Annotated in this window: 5 protein-coding genes and 1 pseudogene; 2 read left to right on the forward strand and 4 right to left on the reverse strand. The window is 70.6% G+C overall.

The genetic code is table 11. The annotated features are described in order from the left end of the window. Positions 1–27 precede the first annotated feature (27 nt). From IEZ21_RS22225 to IEZ21_RS22240, 4 genes are all read right to left on the reverse strand, one after another. Positions 28–480: a DoxX family protein gene (locus IEZ21_RS22225; protein WP_033320644.1), complete on the reverse strand. Its 453-nt coding sequence runs from the start codon at positions 478–480 to the stop codon at positions 28–30. A gap of 86 nt (positions 481–566) precedes the next feature. Continuing rightward, entirely contained in the window at positions 567–2,531 is a 1,965-nt protein-coding gene (locus tag IEZ21_RS22230; protein WP_189323666.1) for an FAD/NAD(P)-binding protein, read from the reverse strand. 191 nt (positions 2,532–2,722) lie between these two features. Then, positions 2,723–4,432 carry an alkaline phosphatase D family protein gene (locus IEZ21_RS22235; RefSeq protein ID WP_189323667.1) on the reverse strand — a complete coding sequence of 570 codons (1,710 nt, stop codon included), beginning with the start codon at positions 4,430–4,432 and terminating at the stop codon, positions 2,723–2,725. Between the two features lie 98 nt (positions 4,433–4,530). Next, positions 4,531–5,175 carry an HNH endonuclease family protein gene (locus IEZ21_RS22240; RefSeq protein WP_189323668.1) on the reverse strand — a complete coding sequence of 215 codons (645 nt, stop codon included), beginning with the start codon at positions 5,173–5,175 and terminating at the stop codon, positions 4,531–4,533. Between the two features lie 358 nt (positions 5,176–5,533). On the opposite strand from IEZ21_RS22240, the gene IEZ21_RS22245 reads away from it, so the two are divergent. Then, positions 5,534–6,208 (forward strand): HAD family hydrolase, encoded by a 675-nt coding sequence (locus IEZ21_RS22245; protein WP_189323669.1) that lies wholly within the window; start codon positions 5,534–5,536, stop codon positions 6,206–6,208. A 374-nt stretch (positions 6,209–6,582) separates the two neighbouring features. After that, positions 6,583–6,947 (forward strand): annotated as a pseudogene (locus IEZ21_RS22250) (RNA-guided endonuclease TnpB family protein); the annotation flags it as partial.

Here is a 6,947-nt window from a genome sequence, read left to right on the forward strand (position 1 = left end):
CTCTCTTACAGTCAGCAGCCGCGGGCGTCAGGCCGCGACGGGCTCCGAACTGCGGCTGCTCGTCGTGGACGAGGAGGTGCGCCGCGAGAAGAGCCGGTCGAGGCCGAGCGCGCCCGAGCCGGTGAAGACCAGCAGGAACATCGACCAGCAGTACATGGCCGCGCCTTCACCCTGGTTCTCGATCGGCCAGAGCGCCTGGGGCTGGTGGACCTTGAAGTACGCGTAGGCCATGGCGCCCGAGGCGATGAACGCCGCGAACCGGGTGCCGAGGCCGAGCAGGACCAGGCTGCCGCCTACGAGCTCGATGACGGCCGCGTACCAGTTCGGCCAGGCTCCCATCTCGGCGGTGCCGCCCTTGCCGTCGGCGCCGCCGAACTCGCCGAAGAGTGACATGACGCCGTGGCAGGCGAAGAGCAGACCGATGACGATGCGGAACAGGCCGATGGCGTACGGCTGGGCGCTGTTTAAGCGTCCGGTCATGGTGGGGGAACTCCTTCGGTCTGGTGCGGCCCCGGGGGACCGCTGTTGGGGACGTAAACCGAGCGAGTGATCGACGGTAGGCTAGCCTAATCGATCGTTGCAAGTTCAACCTTCGACCGGATTTCAGCCGCGTCTTCCGGCGTCGACGCAGTTGAGACCGTCCGCAGCACCGCCCGCGCCACCGCGTCCGTGTCGGAGAGTGTGACTGAGTCCACGCCCGGCCTGACCCCCGCGGCGGTCACCCAGTGCACACCCTCCGTGGGCACGCCGAGCGCGAACCGCCGGGGGTGCGCGCGTCCTTGGCGGTCCATCAGGCGGTACGGGCGCGGTGTTACGTCCAGCCCTCCGGTTTCGTAACCGTCCACCGTGTGCGGTCGGCACTGACCGGTCTTGAGCAGCCGGGCGAGCAGGTCGTCGGCGGTCCGCCGCAGTTCCGGTTCCGGCAGCCGCGCCTCGACGAGGGTGGTCGCCCGGACCGTCGAGCCGGGCACGTCGGGGGAGTGCGCCACCCACGCCCCGTCCTCGGCCCGCACCTCCAGGCGCGGGCCGAGCACCTCCAGGACGCCCGCCTCGATCAGCGCGATCATCTCCTCGATACGGCGCCGGGGCGGCCCGATCGACAGGAACGCGTTGAGCGGCGTGTACCAGCGGTCCAGGTGCTCCCGTCGCGAGGCACCTGCAAGCCCGCCGTGGTCGACGATCAGCCGCACCTCGTTGCGCAGGTCGCGCAGCACGTCGAGGGCCGCCTTGAGGGGGCCGTGCACATTGCCGAGCGCCGCCTGCTCGGCGTCCTCACGCAGATACTCCAGCAGCCAACTCCGGAAGCTTTCCGGGCAGTTGAAGACCTGTCCCGTATGCGGGCGCGAAATGCGGTCCCAGGACCAGCATTCGGCCTCCGTGATGCCGAACTCGTCGAGAAGCAGGGCCTCTTGGGGGTCGCGGTGGGGAATGGCGAGAAAACGCTCACGGAAGTCCCGTGCGGTCGCCGCGTCGCCTGGCGCCGCAGTGTCGCCCCGTGCGGCCGTCTCGCCCCGCGCCAACAGCGCCTCGTAGTAGACCGTTTCGACCTCCTTCGCGACCAACGGCCATATCTCCGCGAGGAAGTCGGGCGCGTCACCGTTGTCCGTGCGCTTACGGAAGGCGGAGATGACGTCCGGGGTGAGGACGAGAGGGAGGTGACGGCCGTACGGGCCCTTCGTGTTGTCGCCGCGGGCCTGGTACGGGATGCCGCGCCGGGAACCCGCGTACAGACGCGGCTCGCGGCCCGACGGGACGTAACGCAGGCCGCCTTGCGGCGCCCGGAGGAAACGGCCGCCGCGGGCCGTCGTCAACAGGGCCATGTGATCGAAGAAGTTGAGGCCCAGGCCGCGCAGCAGGACGGGTTCGCCGGGGGCGAGCGGGGAGAGGTCGAGGTCGGCCGGGTTGGCGGGCGGAACGTGGCGCAGGCCGTGGCGGTCGGCGTACTCGGCGAGGCGCTGCTGCGTCTGGTCCGCGACCGTCGGCAGGTGGCCCTGGGCGAGGACCACGGCGGTCAGGTCGCGCAGGGTGCGGCCGTTGTCGAGTGCGAGCATCTGGTGGCCGTCGGGCGCGCCGTCGAGCCGTATCGCGCGGGCCCGGTGCGTCTCGACGCGGACCGAGGGCGGCGCCCCGCGCACGACTTCGGCGAAGGCCCACTCCAGATAGTGGCCGTACTGGGCGCGGGTCGGGTACTCGTCCGGGCCCAGCTCGCCGCGGGCCCAGGCATGCAGGCTCGGGCCCGGACGGATCGGGCCCGAGCAGTCCACGCTGTCGTCGGTGAAGAGGGTCACCTGACAGGACACGGTGTTCATCAGCAGCTCGGCCGGCTGGTCGGTCCGCCATACGCGGCCCGGACCGGGCGGCGAGGGGTCGACGACGTGGACCGTCAGACGCGTCCCGGACGCGAGGAGTTCGGGTGCGGAGGCGCAGAGGCGTTCCAGGACGCTGGTGCCGCGCGGGCCTGCGCCGACCAAGGCGACGGAGACCTCGGCGGACTCGGCGCTCGCCGGTGGTTCCGCGGTCGCTGCAGACAAAGGTGTGACTCCCGGGCATCTGGGACGCTGAGCGGCAAACCGCCCGCTGGAAGCGGACGGTCCGCATCATCATGCCGTCGCAGGGCACGGGAGCCGAGCACTTGAGTGGATCCTCGGCACCCCGTGTGGGATGCCTCACGAGCATCAGGGGCAACAGGCGCGATAGCCGGGCAACGTACGCCGAGGATGAGTTATCGGGTGAGCTCGGACTCGACGACCGTCCGCAGCCGGGCACCGCCGCCCTTCTCCTGCCGCGCCTGGTCGAGCCGCAGTCGGGCCGATCGCCCGCGCAGGGTCAGCGTCATCAGCTGGTTGCCGAACCAGGGGCCGCCCGTTCTGCGCCAGTCGACCGGCGGGCGCGGGACGCCGCCGTGTCCGGCGAAGCGGCGGCCGAGAGCTCGGCCCACCCTGCTCCAGCCGAAGTGGAAGCCGAGTTTGATGGACATCGGGATGGAGTTGTGGACGGGCGAGCAGGTCAGTTGCAGCACCCGCGCGTCGGGCCCGGAGGCGCCCTTGGGCCACGAGGGTTCGGCGATGTACGCGTGGTGCACGTCCCCGGACAGCACGCACACCGTCGCCGGCGCCTCGGGCCCCGACCCGACTTCGGCGATGAGCGAGGCCAGCGCGTCGAACGACGCCGGAAACGCCGACCAGTGCTCCAGATCGGCCCGCCGCCGCAGATCCTCCCCGAACCGCGCCCACCGCTCCCCACGCTCCCCCCGGCACAACGCGGCGTTCCACGCCTCGGCGTCGTGCACGAGGTGGGGGAGCAGCCAGGGGAGGGACGTACCGATGAGGAGGTGGTCGTAGGGGGCCGGGGAATCCGCGGGGGGTGTGGCCGTCCCGTTCGCTCCGCTCGGCACGGGTGCCGGGGCACCCCGCCCCTCCAGCACCTGCTCCCGCAGCCACGCGTGCTCGCTGGGCGCGAGCATCGCCCGATTGCCCTCGTCGAGGACGCGCGCCGCCCGCGTATCGATCATCAGCAGGCGTACGCGGCCGAAGTCGCGGCGGTAGCTCCAGCGGACCGAGCCGGGGTTCGCGTCGGCCTCGGAGGCGAAGGTGCGCAGGACGTCCGTGCCGTCCGGGGTGGCGCGTACGGCTGCGTAGAGGGGGTCGGTGGCGAGGCGCTCGGGTGGGAGGTTGCCGAGGTGCTGGTGGACCCAGTACGACATCAGGCCGCTCAGCAGGCGCTCGCGCCACCAGGGTGTGGCCCGCATGTCGGCGAGCCAGGAGGCGCTGGTGTTCCAGTCGTCGATCACGTCGTGGTCGTCGAAGATCATGCAACTGGGCACCGTGGACAGCAGCCAGCGGACCTCGGGGTCGAGCCACGATTCGTAGTAGAGGCGCGTGTACTCCTCGTAGTCCGCGACCTCGTTGCCCGGCGGGTCCTTGAGATCGCGGCGGGCCGCCAGCCAGCGGCGGGTGGCCTTGGAGGTCTCGTCCGCGTACACCTGGTCGCCCAACAGCACCAGTACGTCGGGCCGTTCGGCGTCCGGATCCGATGCGAGGCGTGCGGCCAGCGTGTCCAGCGCGTCCGGGCCCACCGGGTCCTTCTCGTCGGCGGGCGGAGCCGCCCAGCGGCAGGAGCCGAAGGCCACCCGCACGGGCGCGTGCTCGTAGGCCGGGGTGTGGATGAGCGAGGGCGGGAACGGCGAGCCGGGTAGCGGCCAGACGGTCGTACCGTCGAGCAACACCTCGTACGCGGTCGACGTGCCCGGCGCGAGTCCGGTCACCGGGATCAGGGCGTAGTGGTGGCCCGCAACCTGAAAGGTGCGCGTCTCGCCGCCGGCGCCGTCCGCGCAGCGCACCTCGGCGGCGCACGGACGGCTCGCCTCGACCCAGACGGTCGCGGACGAGCCGTCGACGTACCTCAGCAGTGGTCCCAGCCGCAGCCTCGCCACGTGATCACCCTCCTCCGTCGCCCCGTACGGTACGGAACGACGGAGGTCAGTGGCGAGGTTCCGGTGGAGGTTCTCGGACTTCTCGGACTGCGGACGGGTCAGCAGCCGTTCAGCACCGAGGTCAGCTTGCTCTTCTCGGCGGAGTCGACGGAGAGGTCGTAGTAGTACTTCACCTGGACCCAGGCGCGTACGTACGTGCAGGCGTACGAGCTGATCGACGGCATCCACTCCGCCGGGTCCTTGTCGCCCTTCGCCTGGTTCACGTTGTCCGTGACCGCGATGAGCTGCGGGCGGGTCAGGTCGTTGGCGAAGGACTGGCGCCGTGCGGTGGTCCAGCTGTCGGCGCCGGAGTCCCAGGCCTCGGCGAGCGGGACGAAGTGGTCGATGTCGACGTCGGAGGCGGCGGTCCAGGTGGCGCCGTCGTAGACGGAGTACCAGCTGCCGCTGGTCGCGGCGCAGGAGGAGTTCTGTACGACGTTCGTGCCGTCGCGCTTCAGGACGACCTCGCGGGTGTTGCAGGCGCCGGACTGGGTGATCCAGTGCGGGAAGAGGTCGCGGTCGTAGCCGGTGCGGTCCTCGGTCGCCACGGTGAGCTGGGAGAGGTAAGTGCGGGCGGTGGCGGCGCTCACGGGGGTGGGCAGGGCGGCGGAGGCGGTCGGACCGTTGAACAGCCCGACCAGGGCTATCAATCCGCTGGCGGCGGCGAGTATGCTGAGCCGTCGACGCGCGTAGACCTTCGGCATGCGAACTCCCTTAGGGGGGTGGGAAGTTGACGGTGCGTGCGAATACTTGCGGTGCCGCGTTTCGGGGAGATGTGCGCCGGGTGAGAATTTAATGTCGTGACCATGACATAACAAGGGGTACGGCGCCGGGATCGGCGGAGCTTTGGACCCGTGCGTGCCTTTGTTGGGCTTTTGGTCGGCCCTTTGTTACGCGAAGTTCCGTGAAACCGGGTCCTCTGGGTGCTGGCGGGATTGCCCCTTGGTTTTGTACCGTGGTGGAACAAAGTGGCTCCCGCCCGCTTTCCCTGACCGGCGGGCGGGGCCACCTTGTCCCTGGGGCCGGCTTGCGCCCTCGGCCCTCTCTCCCACGCTTTGGAGCATGCCGATGACGGCCACGACCGTGCTGACCGCCCGTGCCCTGCTGCTGGACATGGACGGCACCCTCGTCAACTCCGACGCCGTAGTCGAGCGTGTCTGGCATCGGTGGGCCGAGCGGAACGGGCTGGACGGGGCCGAGATCATGAAGGTCGTTCACGGGCGGCAGGGGCATGCGTCGATGGCCCAGCTGCTGCCTCACCGGCCCATGGAGAAGAACCTCGCGGACAACGAGCGCATGCTGGCCGAGGAGACGGCCGACATGGAGGGCGTTGTCGCGATTCCCGGAGCCGCGGAACTCCTCGCCTCACTGCGGGGGTTGGGGTTGCCGCATGCGCTGGTGACTTCCGCCGACGTGCCGTTGTCGACCGCGCGGATGGCTGCCGCCGGGCTACCGCTGCCCGACGTCCGGGTCACCGCCGAGTCCGTCGGGGCGAGCAAGCCGGATCCTGAGGGGTTCCTGAAGGGGGCGGCCGAGTTGGGGGTCGCGCCTTCCGAGTGTGTGGTGTTCGAGGACTCGGGGGCGGGGATCGCGGCGGGGCGCTCCGCGGGGATGCGGGTTGTGGGGGTCGGGGAGCGGGCCGGTTTTCATCGGCCTGATGTGGTGGTGCGGGATCTTGCGCAGGTGCGGGTTTCGGCTTTGGGGGACGGGGCGATTCGGGTGAGCGTCGGCGCCTGAGGGGTCGGTGCGGTAGGCGGTTTGGCGGCGGCTGCGGGTTCGTTGCGGCTGGCCGCTCCCCATCGCAGCGGATCGGTAAGCAACCTTGCTGCGTACGAGGTCACCTGTTTCTTGCGAGGAGGCCCCGGCGTTCACGCCGGGGGAGGAATCGCATCCGGGTGTCGCGACGCGGAGCGCCGCCGCATCCGGTTCAGGGCGCGGAGCGCCCGTACCGCTGCCAGCCTTGCCGAGAGTGATACGAACACGCGTGCCTGTGATCGCTGGTCGGGGTGGTGACCGTGGCATCGGGGTGCATTTGTGCTGGCGTCGCACATATGGTCCTTCGCAGGGTCCGGGACGGCACCGTGTCCCGGCCGGGACCGTGAGGGGGCGAGATGGCGCAGGCGACGGCGGCTGCCGAGGGCGGGCAGGCCCGCTACACCTACCGGCTGCGCGTGTCGTCCACCGCCCGCACCGCCCTGGCGGCGGAGTGGGACCGATGCCGCTGGGTGTGGAACGAATGCGTGGCCAAGTCGAAGCAGGTCCACGCCTGGAACCAGAACCGTCCCAAGGACACCGACAAGCAAACCTGCGGCCCGGCCCAGCTCGACAAGATGCTGACCGACGCCCGCGCTCGCACGCCGTGGCTGCGGGAGGGCTCGTCGGTTGTCCAGCAGCAGATCATCCGCGACTTCGGCAAGTCCCGGGCAAAGGCGCACAAGGACATCACGGAGCGCCTGCCGATGCGGGAGCAGGCCGG

This window comes from Streptomyces flaveus, assembly GCF_014647675.1.
In the GTDB taxonomy this organism is placed as follows: Bacteria; Actinomycetota; Actinomycetes; order Streptomycetales; family Streptomycetaceae; genus Streptomyces; species Streptomyces flaveus.

Bases quoted from the DNA above. Each gene is read 5' to 3' on its own strand.
- IEZ21_RS22240 (WP_189323668.1), bottom strand. From the start codon at position 5,175: ATGCCGAAGGTCTACGCGCGTCGACGGCTCAGCATACTCGCCGCCGCC.
- IEZ21_RS22245 (WP_189323669.1), top strand. From the start codon at position 5,534: ATGCCGATGACGGCCACGACCGTGCTGACCGCCCGTGCCCTGCTGCTG.
- IEZ21_RS22225 (WP_033320644.1), bottom strand. From the start codon at position 480: ATGACCGGACGCTTAAACAGCGCCCAGCCGTACGCCATCGGCCTGTTC.